Origin of the sequence: Mycobacterium simulans (assembly GCF_900232995.1) — a bacterium.
In the GTDB taxonomy this organism is placed as follows: Bacteria; Actinomycetota; Actinomycetes; order Mycobacteriales; family Mycobacteriaceae; genus Mycobacterium; species Mycobacterium simulans.
The window spans coordinates 543,054-559,432 of sequence record NZ_OCVX01000007.1 but is presented as its reverse complement, the minus strand read 5'-3'; the positions used below and the strand labels follow the sequence as shown (position 1 = coordinate 559,432).

10 protein-coding genes are annotated in these 16,379 nt (G+C 65.0%); all 10 read right to left on the bottom strand.

The features are described 5' to 3' along the window. Nucleotides 1-18 precede the first annotated feature (18 nt). A complete protein-coding gene (locus MSIMFI_RS24690) occupies nucleotides 19-6,459 on the bottom strand; it encodes a type I polyketide synthase (RefSeq protein ID WP_191499556.1) in 6,441 nt (2,146 codons plus the stop codon). A 10-nt stretch (nucleotides 6,460-6,469) separates the two neighbouring features. Next, nucleotides 6,470-7,531: a type III polyketide synthase gene (locus MSIMFI_RS24685; protein WP_191499555.1), complete on the bottom strand. Its 1,062-nt coding sequence runs from the start codon at nucleotides 7,529-7,531 to the stop codon at nucleotides 6,470-6,472. 113 nt (nucleotides 7,532-7,644) lie between these two features. After that, entirely contained in the window at nucleotides 7,645-9,057 is a 1,413-nt protein-coding gene (argH, locus tag MSIMFI_RS24680) for an argininosuccinate lyase (protein ID WP_191499554.1), read from the bottom strand. Between the two features lie 79 nt (nucleotides 9,058-9,136). Further along, nucleotides 9,137-10,333 carry an argininosuccinate synthase gene (locus MSIMFI_RS24675; protein ID WP_191499553.1) on the bottom strand — a complete coding sequence of 399 codons (1,197 nt, stop codon included), beginning with the start codon at nucleotides 10,331-10,333 and terminating at the stop codon, nucleotides 9,137-9,139. A 13-nt stretch (nucleotides 10,334-10,346) separates the two neighbouring features. Next, nucleotides 10,347-10,862 carry an arginine repressor gene (locus MSIMFI_RS24670; RefSeq protein ID WP_191499552.1) on the bottom strand — a complete coding sequence of 172 codons (516 nt, stop codon included), beginning with the start codon at nucleotides 10,860-10,862 and terminating at the stop codon, nucleotides 10,347-10,349. Continuing rightward, nucleotides 10,859-11,785, bottom strand: a complete 927-nt coding sequence (argF, locus tag MSIMFI_RS24665) for an ornithine carbamoyltransferase (RefSeq protein WP_191499551.1) — start codon at nucleotides 11,783-11,785, stop codon at nucleotides 10,859-10,861. Before argF ends, MSIMFI_RS24670 begins: the two co-directional genes overlap by 4 nt. Further along, entirely contained in the window at nucleotides 11,782-12,972 is a 1,191-nt protein-coding gene (locus MSIMFI_RS24660; RefSeq protein ID WP_191499550.1) for an acetylornithine transaminase, read from the bottom strand. The genes argF and MSIMFI_RS24660 overlap by 4 nt, the downstream gene beginning before the upstream one ends. Further along, on the bottom strand, nucleotides 12,969-13,850 hold the full coding sequence (gene argB, locus MSIMFI_RS24655) for an acetylglutamate kinase (RefSeq protein WP_191499549.1): 882 nt from the start codon (nucleotides 13,848-13,850) through the stop codon (nucleotides 12,969-12,971). The genes MSIMFI_RS24660 and argB overlap by 4 nt, the downstream gene beginning before the upstream one ends. Next, nucleotides 13,847-15,160, bottom strand: a complete 1,314-nt coding sequence (gene argJ / locus MSIMFI_RS24650; protein ID WP_191499548.1) for a bifunctional glutamate N-acetyltransferase/amino-acid acetyltransferase ArgJ — start codon at nucleotides 15,158-15,160, stop codon at nucleotides 13,847-13,849. Before argJ ends, argB begins: the two co-directional genes overlap by 4 nt. Beyond that, on the bottom strand, nucleotides 15,115-16,173 hold the full coding sequence (argC, locus tag MSIMFI_RS24645; RefSeq protein WP_191499547.1) for an N-acetyl-gamma-glutamyl-phosphate reductase: 1,059 nt from the start codon (nucleotides 16,171-16,173) through the stop codon (nucleotides 15,115-15,117). Before argC ends, argJ begins: the two co-directional genes overlap by 46 nt. Nucleotides 16,174-16,379 lie beyond the last annotated feature (206 nt).

Genomic DNA, 16,379 nt, shown 5'->3' with positions numbered 1-16,379 from the left:
TCCTTGTCCGGGATGGCCTTAGGGGCCGAGTTCTTCGTCGAGGATGGCGAAGAGTTGGCTTTCCGTGGCGTTGGTGATGTCGTCGTCTATGGATGGGACGCTGAGGCTGGACAGCAGTGTTTGCAGCCGGCTGCTCAGCTGTGTCTTGTCGTCCTGGCTCCAGTCGGGTCGGTTGAGCAATGTCTGTAGTTCGTGGGTGATTTCGTTAAAGCGGGCCAAGGGGCTTGGCTCGTTGCTGGCGGATGCGACCGTGTTAAGTCGGATGACGAGGTGTTCGGCCAGATCGGCGGGAGTGGGGTAATCGAAGATGAGGGTGGGTGACAAGGCGAGCCCTGTCGCGTTCTTGAGCCGATTGCGCAATTCCACGGCGGTTAACGAATCGAACCCGAGATCCTGAAAAGCGCGGTGGGCGTTGATGTCTGCGATGCTGGAGCGCCCCAATACCGTTGCCGCGTTGGTGCAGACCAATTCACTCAGTTCCCGGCGACGCTGCTCAGGGGTTAGTCCGTCGAGCCGCCGCGCCAATCCCGACATCGACGTCGCGGTGTCCGTGTCTTCGATGACTCGGCGGACCGGATGGGTCACCAACCCACTCAAGAGCGGGGGCACCTCGGCCCCCGGGAGCGCGGCCGGATCCAGCCGGGCGGCCACCAGCACCGGGCGATCGGCCAGCAGTGCGGTATCTAGTAGGCCCAGCGCCGCCTCGGTCGATATCGGAGCGAGTCCGATGCGATTCATCCGGGCGCGATCCCGCTCTCCCAAGTGTTGGGTCATCGCCGAAGCCTGTTCCCACAATCCCCACGCCACCGATAACCCCGCCAATCCCCTTGACCGTCGATAGGCCGCCAGCCCGTCCAAGAACGCATTCGCCGCCGCGTAATTGCCCTGGCCCGCGGTTCCCACGATTCCAGCCATCGACGAAAACATCACGAACGCCGCCAAATCCTGATCCGCGGTGAGCTCATGCAGGTTCCACGCCGCATCGACCTTGGCCCGCAACACCGTATCCACCTGCTTGGCTGTCAACCCCGTAATCACCGCATCGTCGAGCACCCCCGCCGCGTGAAACACCCCCTTGAGCGGATACCGCGGATCCAGACCGGCCAACAACGCCGCCACTGACTCACGATCGGCGACATCACAGGCCACCACTGTCACCTGAGCTCCAGCATCACGCAGCCGGGCCGCCAACTGTGCCGTCCCAGTGGCCCGCTCACCACTACGACTGGCTAACACCACATTGGCCACGCCGTAGCGTTCCACCAGATGAGCCGCCACCGTCGAACCGGCCATTCCGGTACCGCCGGTGATCAGCACCGCGCCCCCGGCTAGCTCAGCACCGGCCCCACTGAGCACCTCATGACCGGGCCCTTCCGGCCCTTCGGGTAGCGTCAGCACCACCTTTCCAATGTGACGGGCCTGACTGACGAACCGATATGCCGCCGAGGCACCCCGCACATCAAAAGTCTGGACGGGCACCGGCGTCAACGCGCCAACCGCCAGTAACCGCACCACTTCGACAAGCATCGCCGCAATACGCTCCGGGCCGGCCTCGATGAGATCGAACGCCCGATAGTACGCCCCTCCATACCGCTCGGCCACGACTTGCGGGTCGCGAAAATCGGTCTTGCCCATCTCGATAAAACGCCCACCCGGAGCCAACAACCGCAGTGATGCGTCGGTGAACTCGCCAGCCAGCGAATTGAGCACGACATCCACCCCACGACCACCAGTGACCGCTCGAAACTTCTCCTCAAACTCAAGGCTGCGCGAATCGGAGATATGATCGTCATCAAAACCCAAGGCCCGCAATGTGTCCCACTTAGCACGGCTGGCGGTCGCGAACACCTCCAAACCCAGGTGCCGGGCCAGCTGCACGGCCGCCATGCCGACCCCACCGGTGCCGGCGTGCACCAACACCTTCTCCCCGGCCGCCGCGCCGGCCAACACTGACAACCCGTAATACGCCGTCAAGAACACCACCGGGGCACCGGCGGCCGTCACCAACGACCACCCCGCCGGCACCGCCGTCACCAACCGTGCATCCACTACCGCCTCGGCGCCCACCACTCCCAACAAACCCATTACCGCGTCGCCCACCACCAATCCCTCGACCCCGGGGCCGACCTCCACGACCACCCCAGCACCCTCGGCGCCCAACTCCCCGCCGCCGGGATACATCCCCAAGGCCACCAGCACATCCCGGAAATTCACCCCCACAGCAGCCACCGCCACCCGCACCTGCCCAGCCGCCAACTCCGCTCGCCCAACAGGCGCCACCACCAAATCCTCCAACGTGCCCCCGCCCCCTACGGCGAGCTGCCATCCCACCGACCCCGACGGCAACTCCAACACCGATCCCGCACCCACCGGCGTCAACCGAGCCGCATACACCACACCCCCACGAACCATCAAAACCGGCTCACCACATGCGACTACGTCTGCAACTTCCACTGACCCGTCGGAATCAACCAGGACCACCCGACCCGGATGCTCGGCCTGAGCCGCACGCACCAACCCCCAAACCGCCGCACCCACCAAATCCGTGACGTCCTCGCCAATCAAGCCCACCGCCCCCCGCGTCACCACCACCAACGCTTCGTCCTCAGCACCGCTCAACCACGACCGCAACCCCGCCAGCACCTCGTGTACGCCCGCATGGACCGAGCCCGTGAGACCATCGTCGCCGACGTCGCCTCGGACATGGAGCTCGCGCAGGAACACCTTTCGGCGACCAACATCGCTAGCGCCCAACGACATCGGTAACCAAGCAACTTCCAACAGCCCCCCACCGCCAGAGCCGGCACCACCACCCGCCGCGGCCACCGCCGCCGACAGCGCATGCGCCGAGACCGGACGAAGCACCAACTCCCGTACCGATAGCACCGGCAACCCGTCCGTGTCGGCTAACTCCACCGACACCGCCCCCACACCTACCGGCGCCAACCTCACCCGAACCCGTGTCGCTCCCGCCGCATGCAAACACACTCCCTGCCACGAAAACGGCAACACCGTGTGATCGCCACCCTCAACAACCCCCCACGCATGCAGGGCCGCATCCAATAGCACCGGATGAATCCCAAACCCCCCAACCATTACTCCCTCTGGAAGGCCCACCTCAGCGAAAACCTCACGCCCCCGTCGCCACAACGCGCGCAAACCCTGGAACGACTGTCCATATCCATATCCCAGCCCGCCCAACACCTCATACGCATCACCGGTACCGACCGCCTGCGCTCCTACCGGTGGCCACACGGACAGATCCGTGGTCGACGCCCTGAACGCCTTCGCCGCCCCGCTCAACACGCCCTGGGCATGCAAGACCCATACCGAATCTGCCGCCATGCCATGCGAATACACCGATACCGCCCGGCTGCCGGATTCGCCCGCGTCTCCCACCACCACCTGTACGCGCATGCCACCCGCCGGTGGCAACACCAACGGCGCCAACAAGGTCAACTCCTCCACCACCCCGCATCCGATCGCATCACCGGCCCGGATTGCCAACTCCACGAACCCCGCCCCTGGAAACAACACCACCCCGCCCACCGCATGATCGGCCAACCAGGGCTGAGCGGTCATCGATAGTTGACCCGTCAACACCACTCCACCGGAATCGGGCCGCTCCAGCGCCGCGCCCAACAACGGATGACTAACCCCCACCAAACCGATGCCACTCACATCGCCACTGTCAAGACCCAACGGCCCCAACCAAAACCGGCGGCGCACAAACCCATACGTCGGCAACTCCACCAGCTGGGCGCCCAGACCCGCAAACGCTGCGGGCCAATCCACACCCACACCCGCAACATGGGCCTGCCCCACCGACAGCCAAAACCGCTCGAGCCCACCGTCATCACGGCCCAGAGACGGGACGATGATCGGTTCAACGGCGCCGCGCCGACCGGCGTCGGCCAGGGTTTCTTCGATACCGGCGATCAATACCGGGTGCGGGCTGGATTCGATGAACACCTGGCATCCGTCGCCGAAGGCACTCCGGACAGCCTGTTCCAGGCGCACGGTCTGCCGGATACTTCGGTACCAGTACTCCGCGTTCAAACCTGCGGTGTCCATCGGTTTGCCGGTGACCGTTGAATAGAACGCCACCGTCGAGGAGCGAGGATCGATGCGGTCCAGCGACGCAACAAGATCCGCATGGATCGCGTCCACCTGAGGTGAATGTGAGGCGTAATCGACGTCGATCCTCCGCACGCGGATACCGTCAGCCTCGCACCGCTGTATCAGCTCTTCGATGGCGGCAACCTCGCCAGCCACTGCGACTGTCGAAACACCGTTGATCGCAGCGATATTCAGTCGCTCGCCCCATGAAGCCACCAGCTCCTGGGCTCGCACAGGCCCACACGCGACCGAAACCATGCCGCCGGCGCCTGACAACTGCAGTAGCAACTGGCTCCGCAGCGCGACCACCCTCGCGGCATCCTCCAACGACAACGCTCCGGCCACATAGGCCGCCGCGATCTCGCCCTGCGAATGCCCGATCACCGCGTCCGGCATCACACCCATCGAGCGCCATAAGGCGGCCAGCGACACCATGACCGCCCACAGCGCCGGCTGCACAACATCGACGCGATCCAGCCCCGGTGCGCCTGGCATGCCACGCAGGACATCGATCAACGACCAATCCACGTATTCGCTAAGGGCTTTCCCGCAGCGGTGTAACTGATCGGCGAATACCGTCGAATCAGCAAGCAACCGGATGCCCATACCCAGCCACTGGGATCCTTGTCCCGGGAACACGAACACCGTCTTGCCCACGGACCGGGCACGACCTACGACCACGCCCAATCCCGGTTCACCGGCTGCCAGGCCGACGAGTCGCTCCATCAACTCCTTGCGATCGTTGCCGACGACCACCGCACGGTGTTCGAACAGTGACCGCGTTGATGCCAACGACCACCCCACATCCAACGCACGCGGGCCGTCAGCGGCCCCGACCCACGCCAGCAGCCGCTCTGCCTGATGAGCCAACGCGTGCGCCGACCGCGCCGATATCACCCACGCAACCGCCGGCACACCTCGATCATGTTCGGCGACAGGCCGTTCCACTGCCGGCGCTTGCTCAAGAATGACGTGTGCATTCGTCCCGCTGATCCCAAACGACGACACCCCAGCCCGCCGAGGTCGACCGTGCACGTCCCACGCGCGGGATTCGGTCAACAACGAGACGGCACCCGCCGACCAATCCACATGCGGCGTAGGCACATCCACGTGCAACGTCTTAGGCATCACCCCATGCCGCATCGCCAACACCATCTTGATCACCCCGGCCACCCCCGCAGCGGCTGAGGTATGACCCATATTGGATTTGATCGAGCCCAGCCACAGCGGTTCTTTCCCGAGCTCCGCCCTCTCTTGCCCGTATGTCGCTAAAATCGCCTGCGCCTCAATAGGATCCCCTAACGTGGTCCCGGTGCCATGTCCCTCCACCATGTCGACATCCGTCACACCCAACCGCGCATTGGCCAGCGCGGCTCGAATCACCCGTTGTTGCGACGGCCCGTTCGGCGTGGCCAACCCGTTGGATGCACCGTCCTGATTGACCGCCGATCCACGCACCACTGCCAGCACCGGATGCCCCAGCCGCCGCGCATCAGCCAACCGTTCGACCACGAGAGCGCCGGCACCTTCAGCAAATGCGGTCCCGTCGGCGGCGCCCGCGTACGCCTTGCACCGACCGTCGGCAGACAGCGCCCGCTGCCGGCTGAACTCGATGAACATGGCCGGGGTGGCCATTACCGTAACCCCACCGACTAGCGCGAGATCACATTCCCCGGAACGCAGCGATTGCACCGCCAAATGCAGCGCCACCAACGACGACGAACACGCGGTGTCCACCGAGACCGCCGGCCCCTCCAATCCCAGCACATACGACACCCGACCCGACGCAACGCTCAACGTGGAACCGCGCAGCCCATACCTCTCCAGGTCCCCAGGAACCCGGCCTTGGCCCCCATACGATCCGTGGAACACTCCGGCGAACACGCCCGTCGACGAACCCCGCAGTCGCAACGGGTCAATCCCCGCGCGCTCCAACGCCTCCCACGACACTTCCAGCAACAGCCGCTGCTGGGGATCCATTGCCAGCACCTCGCTGGGTGCTATGCCGAAGAACTCGGCGTCAAAACCCGCCACATCCGTCAAGAAGCCGCCGCACCGCGTATACGACTTTCCGACCGCGTCGGGATCCGGATCAAACAAGCCGGCCAGATCCCAGCCACGATCCGTGGGAAATTCCGAGACGACATCACGGCCATCGGCCACCATTTCCCACAGCGCCTCGGGCGACTCCAGACCACCCGGATACCGGCAACCCATCCCCACCACCGCGATTGGCTCGGTGATCAGAGACAGATAATCGCGGTTCTCTCGCTTGAGTCGCTCGTTTTCCTTGAGCGATTTGCGGAGGGCCTTGACGAGGTCTTGATGAGTGCTGTCCATGCGGCGCGAATCAGTGCCAGCGCAGCAGTACCAGTTCGGAGCAGAAACCGGGCCCCATGGCAATCATTAAACCCGGGCTTCCGCTGGGCGGCGGCTTGGCGATGGTATCCCGCAGCACATGCAGCACTGACGCCGACGACAGGTTGCCGATTTCGCCTAATGAACGCCACGTCAGCTCCAGGGCCTCCGGCGGCAGCCCTAGGCTCTCGGTAATCGCGTTGATGATCTTGGGGCCCCCGGGATGTGTCACCCAGGCGCCGATGTCCGTCGTGGTGAGTCCGTGGGCGGCCAGAAACGTGGTGACGTCGTTCGCCAGATACTGCTCGACAACCTCCGCGAGGTCCTTGGACAGGACGAGTTCGAACCCGGCGGAGCCGACGTCGTAGCCCATGGTGCGCAGCGAGTCGGGGTAGAGGTGGCTGCGTGAATCGAGTATGTCCGGCCCCGCTGCACCGACCTCCTGGGCACGACGCTCACCGACGGCAACCACGGCGGCGGCGCCGTCAGCAAACAACGCACTGCCGACCAAACCCGCGAGAGACGGCTTGTATCCCGGATAGGTGAGCGAGCAAAGCTCGACCGAGACCAAGGCCGCGATGCCGTCGGGGGCACCGCGCAGGTAGTCGTGCAGTCGCGCCACCCCGGCCGCTCCGGCCACACAGCCCAAGCCGAAAAGCGGCACCCGCCGCACATCGGCCCGCAGTCCCAACCGGCCGGCGATCCGGGCATCCAACGACGGGACCGCAAGACCGGTCACGGTCGCGGTGATCAGCACGTCGAGTTCTTGCGGCTGCAGCCCGGCCTCATCGAGCGCGCCGGCCAGCGCCTCCACGCCCAGGTCCACGGCCTTTTCGATGAATATCTTGTTGGCCTCGCTGAAGTCGGTCAGCTTCGGATACGTTTCCAGCGGCATGACCAGGTGGCGACTGTTGACTTTGGCGCTGACATGCAGCTGCCGAACGATGTCTTCGTAACCCTCGAAATCCGGGATGCTGACGAATGAGTCGGTGAGCTCTCGCTGGGAATACCGATATGGCGGCAACGCACCGAATACACCTGCGATGACGCTCATTGGTCCCACCCCTTTGATACGGACATCAAGGCCACAAGATTCAACCGGCGGTCAACCCGATCGCTTTAGAGCTGCGAGTTTAGTCGGCCGGCATCTGACCGGCAAAGAAACGCTCAGCGTCTTAGCTGCTGCCGCAGCCGATCGGCGTTCACCAATAGCACACCCAATTGCTTGGCGACTTGACCCGGCGCGGTACCACCGCGGGAATCACGGGAGGACACCGAGCCCTCGACCGTCAGCACCTCACGCACCCGCGGTGTCAGTTCGGGACTGATGGCGGCCAGCTCCTCGTCGGTGAGCTCCGGCAGCCCCACCCCGCGCTCCTCGGCGGCGCGCACGGCCGCGCCGGCGGCCTCGTGGGCGGACCTGAACGGAACACCCTGCCGCACAAGCCATTCGGCGACATCAGTGGCAAGGGTGTAGCCGGCAGGGGCCAGGGCGGCCATCCGCTCGACGTGAAAAGTCAGGGTGCCCACCAATCCAGCCATCGCCGGTAACAGCAGCTCCAGCTGGGCCACCGAATCGAACACCGGCTCCTTGTCTTCCTGGAGGTCGCGGTTGTAGGCCAGCGGCTGCGCCTTCAGCGTCGCGAGCAACCCGGCCAGGTTTCCGATCAATCGCCCGGACTTGCCGCGGGCCAACTCGGCGATGTCCGGGTTCTTCTTCTGCGGCATGATCGAGCTGCCCGTGGACCACGAGTCGTGCAGGCTGACGTAACCGAATTCCGTCGAGCTCCAGATGATGATGTCCTCGGCGAGCCGCGACAGGTCGACGGCGATCATGGCGAACACGAACGCGGCCTCGGCGGCGAAGTCCCGGGCTGCGGTCGCGTCGACGGAATTGTCGGCAGCGGCAGTGAAACCGAGATCCGCGGCGATCGCGTCCGGGTCCAGGCCCAGGGACGATCCGGCGAGCGCTCCGGAGCCGTACGGCGACACCGCGGCGCGCTGGTCGAAGTCGACTATGCGGTCCACGTCGCGCAGCAGCGGGTGGGCGTGGGCGAGCAGATGGTGTGCCAGCAGGATCGGCTGGGCGGACTGCAGGTGGGTCTTGCCGGGCATGATGGCCGTCGGGTGCGCGGCGGCCTGATCGGCCAGCGCCTTCACGACTTCGATGACACCGTCGGCGACCCGGCGCACCACGTCGCGCAGCCACATCCGGAATAGCGTGGCCACCTGGTCGTTGCGAGACCGGCCGGCCCGTAGCCGGCCGCCCAGGTCCGGGCCGACGCGGTCGATCAGTCCGCGCTCCAGGGCGGCGTGCACATCCTCGTCGGTGACCAGCGGTGTGAAGCTGCCGTCGGCGACGTCGTGAGCGAGGCTGTCGAGGCCGGCCAACAGGCCATCGCGCTGCTCTTCTGTGAGCAGCCCTGCGCCGAACAGCACTTTCGCGTGGGCGCGCGACGCTGTGATGTCGTAGGGCGCCAACACCCAGTCGAAGTGGGTGGACTTGCTCAGCGCGGCCAACGCGTCCGACGGACCGCCCGCGAACCGGCCGCCCCACAGCGACCCCTCGTTGGTGCTCACTTTTTCTCCGCGAGCAGACACAGAATCGCACTCCGACGGGCGTGTCGGTGCGATTCTGTGTCTGCTCGCCGGGAAACCGTCACCGCAAATCCCGGCGGGCGGCGAGCTTGGACGACAGGCCGTGGACGTAGACGAAGCCCTTCGCGTTGGACTGATCGAAGGTGTCGCCCTCGTCGTAGGTGGCCAGGTTGAAGTCGTAGAGGGATTCGGCGCTGCGCCGCCCGTTGACCGCGATGTGGCCGCCGTGCAACACCATTCGAACCTCGCCGGACACGTGTTCCTGGGTCTTGGCGACGAAGCTCTCCAGCGCGGCCTTCAGCGGCGAGTACCACAGTCCGTCGTATACCAGCTCGGCCCAGCGCTGGTCGGTCTGACGCTTGAACCGGCCCAGGTCGCGCTCCAGCGTGACGTGTTCGAGTTCGGTGTGCGCGGTTATGAGCACCATCGCCCCCGGCGCCTCATAGATCTCGCGGCTCTTGATGCCCACCAACCGGTCCTCGACGACGTCGAGGCGCCCGACGCCCTGAGCGCCTGCACGCCGGTTGAGTTCCTCGATGGCCTGCAACATGGATACCGGCTTGCCGTCGATCGACACGGGTACCCCTTGTTCGAAGCCGACGATCACCTCGTCGGGGGTGTTCCAGTTGACGGTGGGGTCTTCGGTGTAGGAGTAGACGTCCTTGGTGGGCGCATTCCACAGGTGCTCGAGGAAGCCGGTTTCCACGGCACGGCCCCAGACGTTTTGGTCGATCGAGAACGGCGAGCGTTTGGTGACATTGATCGGGATCGCGTTCTCCTCGGCGAACGCGATCGCCTTCTCCCGCGTCCACGCGTAGTCGCGGACCGGCGCAAGCACTTCCAAATCCGGTGCCAGCGAGGCGAATCCGACCTCGAAGCGGACCTGGTCGTTGCCCTTGCCGGTGCAGCCGTGGGCGACGATCTTTCCGCCATGCTCACGCGCGGCCGCGACCAGGTGCTTAGCGATCAGCGGCCGGCTGATGGCCGACACCAGCGGGTAGCGGTCCATGTACAGCGCGTTATTGAGAATGGTGGGCAGGCAGTAGCCCTCGGCGAACTCGTCACGGGCATCGACGACGACGGCCTCGACCGCGCCGCAGTCCAGGGCCCGCTGGCGCACGACCTGCATGTCCTCGCCGCCCTGGCCGAGATCAATCGCCACCGCCACGACCTCGCGGCCGGTCTCCTTGCCGATCCAGCTGATGGCCACCGAGGTGTCCAGGCCGCCGGAATACGCCAGGATGACGCGCTCTGACATGAACCAATCTCCCTTACTGAATGTTCTCGAACATGCCGGCGAGTTCCGCGCCAGTCATCGGCTCGCGGGCGACCACAAGGATGGTGTCATCACCCGCGACTGTGCCGACGACCTGGGGTAAGGCCGCGCGGTCGATGGCGCTGGCCAGGTAGTGCGCCGCACCCGGGGGCGTGCGCAACACGGCGAGGTTACCGCTGGCGTCGGTGGACACCAGCAACTCACCGAGCAGGCGCGACATCCGGTCGGTGCCACCCGCGACCCCGCGGACCGGGCTGCCGTCCTCGGGCACGATGTAGACGCCGGTACCGCCGTCGGCGCCGCGCAACTTCACCGCGCCAAGTTCTTCGAGATCGCGCGACAGCGTGGCCTGAGTGACTTCGATGCCCTCGGTGGCCAGCAATGTCGCCAGTTCGGTTTGGCTCCGCACCTCGGCCGACGACAGGATCGCCACGATGCGGGCTTGGCGCCCGGCACGATTGACGGTGACTTCGGGCCCCTGAACGGCTCGGGGCTTGGCTTCGCTCGTCATCGCGACCGCTCCAGCAGCCACACCAGCAGCGCTTTCTGCGCGTGCAGCCGGTTTTCGGCCTCGTCCCACACCGCGCTGGCCGGTCCGTCCATCACCTCGTCGGTGATCTCGTCTCCCCGATGAGCCGGAAGACAGTGCAGCACAATGGCTTCCGGGTCGGCCAGGCTCAAAAGTCGCTCGTTAAGCTGGTACGGCCGGAACGGCTTGACCCGGTCTAGCCCGTCGTTCTCCTGGCCCATCGATGTCCAGGTATCGGTCACCAGCACGTCGGCGTTCTTGGCGGCCGCGTCGGCGTCAGTCGTCACCGTTACCGAGGCTCCGGTCACCTGGGCACGCTGTTCGGCCGCGGCCAGGACGATTGGATCGGGCGTAAACCCTGCTGGAGCGGCGACGGTTACGTGCACGCCAGCGGTAACCCCGCCGAGCATGAGCGAGTGGGCCATGTTGTTGGCACCGTCTCCGAAGTAGGACAGTCGTGCGCCTTTCAGTGCCCCCTTACGTTCGGCGACGGTCTGGAGATCGGCCAGCACCTGACAAGGGTGGAACTCATCGGAGAGGGCGTTGACGACCGGAACGGTCGCGGTGGACGCCATTTCGGCGAGCCGCTCCTGGCCAAAAGTCCGCCAGACGATGGCATCAACATAGCGGGACAACACTTTTGCGGTGTCCTGCAGAGTTTCGTCCCGTCCCAGCTGGGTGCTACTGCCGTCGACGACAACGGCGTGACCTCCGAGCTGCGCGATGCCGATCTCGAAGGAGAATCGGGTACGGGTGGAGTTCTTGTCGAAAATAACCGCCACCCCGCGCGGACCGTCGAGGGGACGCCGGCTGAACGGGTCCTTTTTCAGTTGGGCGGCCAGCTCCAGGACCTCGGCTTGTTCTTGCGGCGAGAGGTCGTCGTCGCGCAGGAAATGCTTAGTCATGCTTGGGCCCCGGCCTTGTCCAGGATCCCTGGCAGGGCGGCGGCGAAGCCATCCAGCTGAGACTCTGTAATGATGAGCGGCGGCGCCAGCCGAATGACGTTGGGCGCAGGGGCATTTACCAGGTAACCCGCCTCGCGTGCGGCGGTCTCGACGCCCTTGGCACATGGTGCTGTCATGACGATTCCTTGCAGTAATCCCCTGCCACGGACATGGTCGATCAGCCGGTGGCCGAGCGATTCGATGCCGTGCCTTAGCGATTTGCCCAACACTTCAGCGCGGCGGACCAGACAGTCGGCGGCCAACACCCGCAGCACCGCCAGCGCCGCCGCGGTGCATACCGGATTTCCGCCGAATGTGCTGCCGTGCAAACCGGGAGTCAGTAGATCCGCAGCTGGTCCGATGGCCAGGCACGCTCCGATCGGCAGGCCACCGCCAAGTCCCTTGGCCAGCGTCACCACGTCCGGTGTGATGCCATCGTGCTGGTGCGCGAAAAAGGCTCCGGTGCGGCCCATTCCGGTTTGCACTTCGTCGAGGACCAGTAGGGCGCCGTGTCGTGCGGTGATCTCGCGGGCAGCCACCAGGTAGCCCTCAGGAGGGACCACGACCCCACTCTCCCCCATAATCGGTTCGAGAAACACTGCGGCAGTGTCGTTATCGACGACGGCACCCAGTGCGTCGGCGTCTCCATATGGAATATGCGTGACATGGCCCGGCAACGGCTCGAATGGCGCCTGCTTGGTGGGCTGGCCGGTCAGCGCCAGCGAGCCCATCGTGCGACCATGGAACGCTTCTTGCGCGGCAACCAGGTTCGTCCGTCCGGTAAGCCGGGACAACTTGAACGCCACCTCGTTGGCCTCGGTGCCAGAGTTGCAGAAGAACACTCGCGCTTGGGTTTCGGCCCCCAGCAGGGCTACCAGCTCCTCGGCCAGAGTGATCCCCGGTTCGGTGACATACAAATTTGAGGTGTGGCCAAGCGTCGACATCTGGTGCATGACGGCCTCGATGACGGCCGGATGGCGATGACCGAGGACATTGACGGCGATGCCGCCGAGTAGGTCAACGTAGGCCTTGCCGTCCACGTCGGTGATCACGGCACCATCACCGCTGGCCAGCGCCATCGGTGGAGTTCCGTAATTGTTCATCATCACTGCTTGCCATCTGGCCTGCATCGTGTCGGTGTTCGTCATGCAGATACCACCTTGGTGCCGGTGCCCTCATTGGTGAACAGCTCCACCAACACGCAGTGTTTGACCCGCCCGTCGATCACGTGCGCACTGGGTACGCCACCCGTGACCGCCCGCAGGCACGCTTCGATTTTGGGGATCATGCCGGCCTCCAGCGTGGGCAGGAGTTGTGCCAATGTGGCCGTATCTATTTCGCTGACCAACGAAGCGCGGTCCGGCCAGCTGGTGTACAGACCCTCCACATCGGTGAGCATCAACAGCTTTTCGGCTCCCAGGGCTTCGGCCAGGGCCGCGGCAGCGGTGTCGGCGTTGATGTTATGCACCACGCCGTCGGTATCCGGGGCTAGAGTCGATACCACCGGAATCCGCCGCGCCGCAATGAGATCCAGGACCGCCGCGGCATTGACGTGGTCGACGTCACCGACCAGGCCGATGTCGGTGGCCACGCCGTCAATAGTGACGCTTCGCCGTACCGCGGTGAACAGTTGTGCGTCCTCGCCGGTGATTCCAACGGCGTATGGTCCGTGCGCGTTAATCAGGTTGACCAGTTCACGACCCACCTGCCCGAACAACACCATCCGCGCCACGTCCAGCACTTCCGGTGTGGTGACCCGAAATCCGCCCTTGAAGTCACCTTCGATGCCGAGTCGCCGGAGCATGGCGCTGATTTGGGGTCCGCCGCCGTGGACGACGACGGGGTGTATACCGCAGTTGCGCAGGAAGGCCATGTCCCCGGCGAACGCCTGCCGCAGGGTGTCATCCGTCATCGCGTTGCCGCCGTATTTGACGACAACGATCCTGCCATGCAACTGCTTGAGCCAAGGTAACGCTTCAGCCAGCACCTGCGCCTTGATCTCGGTGGGCAACGCTTCCACGCTCATGAGCTATACGCCGAGTTCTCTTCGACGTAGGCGTGCGACAGGTCGGTAGTACGGATCGCGGCCTGGCCGTCGCCGACAGCGAGGTCGACGGTGATGTCGATGTCTGGGGCCGACAGGTCCACCTCACGCGCACCCGGGGCCCCCACACCGTCGATGCACACCGCAGACCCGTTGAACGACACGCTAATTCGGTTCGGATCAAGGGCTATTGGCGCCATGCCGACGGCTGCAAGCACCCGGCCCCAGTTGGGGTCAGACCCGAATACCGCGGTCTTGACCAGGCTGTCGCGTGCGATTACCCGGGCGGCGGTCACGGCGTCGTCTTCAGTGGCGGCGCGAATCACGGTTACCGTGACACGCTTGGTGACGCCTTCGGCGTCGGCTTGCAGCTGTATGCACAGATCGCCGCAGACCTTGAGCACTGCATCGTCGAGATCTGCTTGAGTAGGGGTGATTTCACTAGCTCCCGAAGCAAGCAATAGCACGGTGTCGTTCGTGGAACAACTGCCGTCGATGTCAAGGCGATCGAAGGTGCGGGCAGTGGCCCGACGCAACGCCTGCTCGAGCGCTGGCGGTTCGGCGACCGCGTCCGTGGTGAGCACACACAGCATGGTGGCCAGAGAGGGCGCCAGCATACCTGCTCCTTTGGCCATCCCGCCGACGGTCCAATTGTTTTGGTGGTGCAGCGCAACCTGTTTGGCCACGGTGTCGGTGGTCATGATGGCGTGGGCGGCGTCATCGCCACCGGTTAGCCCACCGTGCATCTCGTGCACGATGTCACGAACGCCGCTGAGTACCTTGTCCATGGGTAGTCGGTCGCCGATCAGGCCCGTGGAACAGACGGCGACCTCGATGGCCCCGGTCTCAGTCCCCCAATCCGACAATGCCGCCGCTACCGCCTCAGCGGTGACATGAGTGTCCTGAAAGCCAGCCGGCCCGGTGCAAGCGTTGGCGCCACCGGAGTTAAGGATCACTGCGCGAAGCTGCCCGGTGGTCAGTACTTGCTGAGTCCAAAGCACTGGCGCCGCTTTGACTTTATTGCGAGTGAGCACCCCGGCGGCTGCGTAGTCAGGGCCCTCGTTGAACACCAGTGCCAGGTCCGGCGCACCTGACGCTTTGATCCCAGCAGCGATGCCGGCGGCGCGAAATCCCGCCGGCGCGGTGACGCCTTGGGCGCGCACCAGTCTTGTTGCATCGATCACTCCGGCCGTTTGGCGCCACTCCTCAATCCCGGCTGCGCCGGCATCATCGTCGTCGGCGCGGGTCACGGCGCCACCCCCAGCACCGACAGGCCGTCGGTCTCCGGCCATCCGAGTGCCAGGTTCATCGATTGCACTGCGGCGCCGCCCGTGCCCTTGACCAGATTGTCGATCGCCGCAATCGCTACAAACGTCTCGGCTTCCTCGTCGACGGCGACGGCGATGTGCGCGGCGTTGCTGCCGATCACCGCGCCGGTGCGGGGCAGCTGCCCATCGGGCATCAGATAGATGAAAGGTTCGGCCTGGTAGGCCTTTTCATAGGCAGCTCGCAGCTGCGACAGAGGAGCGCGGGTGCGTGCGGTACAGGTTGCCAAGATGCCGCGCGAGGTCGGGATGAGGACCGGCGTGAACGACACCGTGACGTCGCGATCAGTTACGGTCCGTAGCCCTTGCGCGATCTCGGGAGTGTGCCGGTGGGCGCCGGCGATGTTGTAGGCGCGCGCCGACCCAATGACCTCCGAACCCAACAGTTCGGTCTTGGCCGAACGACCGGCGCCGGAGGTACCGCTGACGGCGACAACAGTGACCGCGGCCTCGACGAGATCCTCGGCCACGGCAGGTACCAAAGCCAGTAATGCCGCGGTCGGGTAGCAGCCTGGCACTGCAATGCGGCGCGCCGCTTGTAATCGCTTCCGCGCACCGGGCAACTCGGGCAACCCGTATGGCCAACTGCCGGCGTGGGGAGATCCGTAGAAGCGCTCCCATATAGCGGGGTTCGTCAGCCGGAAGTCCGCACCGCAGTCGATGATCACAGTCTGTGCGGCAAGTTGCTCGGCCAGCACCGCCGAATGGCCGTGTGGCAGCGCCAAGAAGACAACGTCGTGGTCTTTGAGTACATCGGACTCGGTAGGTTCGAGTATCCGTTGGGCCAACGGCGTCAGGTGTGGATGATGCTCACCGAGCGCGCTACCGGCACTGGCGGCGGCGGTCAGTGCGCCGATTATCAGTCGGCCATCGGTGTACGCCGGATGGCCCAGCAGCAGCCGAAGGATCTCACCTCCCGCATAACCGCTGGCACCCGCAACCGCTACCTTTGTCGGATCGGCCATTTGGCGATTCTGCATGGTTATGCAGATGTTTGCAAATCCATTCTTTCGCACGTCCAGCGCTGCTGGCGGCTCTCCCTGGGGGCCTGGCTCGGGTGGTCGGGGATCTTCGCGCGCGCATCCGGGTCTCTACGAACGGAGCAATTGCTCTTTCCCGCAGTCGAATTCGGGGGTCGGATACTACCGCTCGATCGCTCGAAATGCCTGCGTATCGGGAAAAAACA

What these genes read in the sequence shown, in the direction of transcription:
- MSIMFI_RS24675 (WP_191499553.1), bottom strand. Translation starts at nt 10,333, where the DNA reads ATGTCAGAGCGCGTCATCCTGGCGTATTCCGGCGGCCTGGACACCTCG.
- argC (WP_191499547.1), bottom strand. Translation starts at nt 16,173, where the DNA reads ATGCAGAATCGCCAAATGGCCGATCCGACAAAGGTAGCGGTTGCGGGT.
- argB (WP_191499549.1), bottom strand. Translation starts at nt 13,850, where the DNA reads ATGAGCGTGGAAGCGTTGCCCACCGAGATCAAGGCGCAGGTGCTGGCT.
- MSIMFI_RS24670 (WP_191499552.1), bottom strand. Translation starts at nt 10,862, where the DNA reads ATGACGAGCGAAGCCAAGCCCCGAGCCGTTCAGGGGCCCGAAGTCACC.
- MSIMFI_RS24690 (WP_191499556.1), bottom strand. Translation starts at nt 6,459, where the DNA reads ATGGACAGCACTCATCAAGACCTCGTCAAGGCCCTCCGCAAATCGCTC.
- argF (WP_191499551.1), bottom strand. Translation starts at nt 11,785, where the DNA reads ATGACTAAGCATTTCCTGCGCGACGACGACCTCTCGCCGCAAGAACAA.
- MSIMFI_RS24685 (WP_191499555.1), bottom strand. Translation starts at nt 7,531, where the DNA reads ATGAGCGTCATCGCAGGTGTATTCGGTGCGTTGCCGCCATATCGGTAT.
- argJ (WP_191499548.1), bottom strand. Translation starts at nt 15,160, where the DNA reads ATGGCCGGAGACCGACGGCCTGTCGGTGCTGGGGGTGGCGCCGTGACC.
- MSIMFI_RS24660 (WP_191499550.1), bottom strand. Translation starts at nt 12,972, where the DNA reads ATGACGAACACCGACACGATGCAGGCCAGATGGCAAGCAGTGATGATG.